At 72.4% G+C, this 2,255-nt stretch carries 2 protein-coding genes and 1 pseudogene; 2 read left to right on the top strand and 1 reads right to left on the bottom strand.

What is annotated here, in order from left to right; all coding sequences use genetic code 11:
- A pseudogene (locus AN218_RS01070) lies at positions 1-380 on the bottom strand (GNAT family N-acetyltransferase); the annotation flags it as partial.
- A gap of 139 nt (positions 381-519) precedes the next feature.
- Between AN218_RS01070 and fdxA the strand changes: the two are divergent.
- Both fdxA and dapC read left to right on the top strand, forming a co-directional pair.
- Entirely contained in the window at positions 520-846 is a 327-nt protein-coding gene (gene fdxA / locus AN218_RS01075; RefSeq protein ID WP_070014534.1) for a ferredoxin, read from the top strand.
- Between the two features lie 114 nt (positions 847-960).
- On the top strand, positions 961-2,109 hold the full coding sequence (dapC, locus tag AN218_RS01080) for a succinyldiaminopimelate transaminase (protein WP_070014535.1): 1,149 nt from the start codon (positions 961-963) through the stop codon (positions 2,107-2,109).
- Positions 2,110-2,255: the final 146 nt, after the last annotated feature.

Here is a 2,255-nt window from a genome sequence, read left to right on the forward strand (position 1 = left end):
CCCTCGGGGCCGTCGCCCTCCGGTTCGGCGCTCGCCCGCAGCGTCCAGCCGCCCAGCGGCTCCGTCTCGACGGCGGGCCAGCCGCGCGCCGCGACCTCGACCAGTTCCCGTACGCTCGCCGCGGGGAGACCGCGGCGCCGGGCCGGTGCGGCGGGGACGACCTTCCCGGCGACAAGGGCCGACTCGTCGATGGGCACGCTCTGTCCGCCGCGGCGGGTGATGCGCAGCACACCGTCGTTCCAGGATGTGAGAACCCCGACCGTGTCGGTGAAGGCGGCGCCACGTCGCCCCGATCCGGTCGCAGACCGGACAGAAACACGTTTTCCCACGTCAGACGCGGTAATTCGGACCTCGAGGCGTCCGCCCGTGGTGAACTCCACTGCTCTACCCGCCCCTCCTGTTCGTCTCGGTACCGGGAACGGAGATACTAGGACGGGCATCGACGACGCCGCGCTCCCGCGCGCCCAGCGACGGACCTCGCACACCGGTCCGCCGGCCCTATAGAGGAGGAACGACAGCGTGACCTACGTCATCGCGGAGCCTTGTGTCGACCTGAAGGACAAGGCCTGCATCGAGGAGTGCCCCGTCGACTGCATCTACGAGGGCCAGCGGTCCTTGTACATTCACCCCGACGAATGCGTCGACTGCGGCGCCTGCGAGCCGGTCTGCCCGGTCGAGGCGATCTTCTACGAAGACGACACTCCCGAGGAGTGGAAGGACTACTACAAGGCGAACGTCGAGTTCTTCGACGAGCTCGGCTCGCCCGGCGGGGCCAGCAAGCTCGGACTGATCGAGCGGGACCACCCGTTCATCGCCGCGCTCCCCCCGCAGAGCCACGACGAGTGACACCGCCGCGGTACGGGCGGCCCACCCTCCGCGGTCAGTGGTCCCGCACAGCACGCCGGCCGGTCCGGCGCGTGTGCGGGATCACGTGTTTCACAGCAGAAAGCGAGTCCTTCAGTGGCCTCTTCCTCCGCCTCCCCGGCTTCCCCCGCTTCTCCCGCTTCTCCCGCCTCGGCCGTCTCCGCCCGGCTCCCTGAGTTCCCCTGGGACAGGCTGGAGCCGTATAAGGCCGCCGCGGCGGCGCACGGCGACGGCATCGTCGACCTCTCCGTCGGCACCCCGGTCGACCCCGTCCCCGAACTGATCCGGCAGGCGCTCGCCGACGCCGCCGACAGCCCCGGCTATCCCACGGTGTGGGGCACCGCCGCGCTCCGCGACGCCGTCACCGGCTGGTGCGAACGCCGCCTGGGAGCCGCCGGGCTCGCCCACCGCAACGTGCTGCCGCTCGTCGGCTCCAAGGAGTTCGTCGCGTGGCTGCCCACCCAACTCGGCCTCGGACCGGGCGACCGCGTGGCGTATCCGCGGCTCGCCTACCCGACGTACGAGGTGGGCGCCCGTCTCGCCCGCGCGGAGCCCGTCGTCTACGACGACCCCACCGAGCTGGACCCGCGGGGGCTGCGGCTGCTGTGGCTCAACTCCCCGTCGAATCCCACGGGTCGGGTGCTGGACGCTGCGCTGCTGGCCCGCACGGTCGCGTGGGCGCGGGAGCACGGGGTGCTGCTCGTCGCCGACGAGTGCTATCTGGAGCTGGGCTGGGAGACCGAACCGGTGTCGGTACTGCGGCCGGACGTCTGCGGCGGTTCGTACGAGGGCGTGGTCGCCGTCCACTCGCTCTCCAAGCGCTCCAATCTCGCCGGTTACCGCGCGGCGTTCGCGGTCGGCGACGAGGCGGTGCTCGGGGAGCTGCTGCACATCCGCAAGCACGGCGGGATGATGGTGCCCGCGCCGGTGCAGGCCGCCACGGTCGCGGCGCTCGGCGACGACGCGCATGTGGCGCGGCAGCGCGAGCGGTACGCGGCACGGCGCGCGGCTCTGCGGACGGCCCTGGAGGGGCGCGGCTTCCGCATCGAGCACAGCGAGGCGTCGCTGTATCTGTGGGCGACGCGCGACGAGCCGTGCTGGGACACCGTCGGGGACCTCTCCAAGCTCGGAGTGCTCGTCGCGCCCGGCGACTTCTACGGCGAGGCGGGCGAGCAGTTCGTCCGGGTCGCGTTCACGGCGACGGACGAGCGGGTCGCGGCGGCGGTGCGCCGCCTGGAGAGCTGACGGCGTACGTACGGACGCGGGCGGACCCCCGGACGTACGCGGGCCGGTCGACTGCGGTTCCGCGCCCGGGTGTTGAGCCGTACGGACGCCCACGCAAGGTACGCGCACGGAGCACACGGAAGGGCCGCGGAGGGAAACCCTCCGCG

This window comes from Streptomyces nanshensis (assembly GCF_001751255.1).
Classification (GTDB): domain Bacteria; phylum Actinomycetota; class Actinomycetes; order Streptomycetales; family Streptomycetaceae; genus Streptomyces; species Streptomyces nanshensis_A.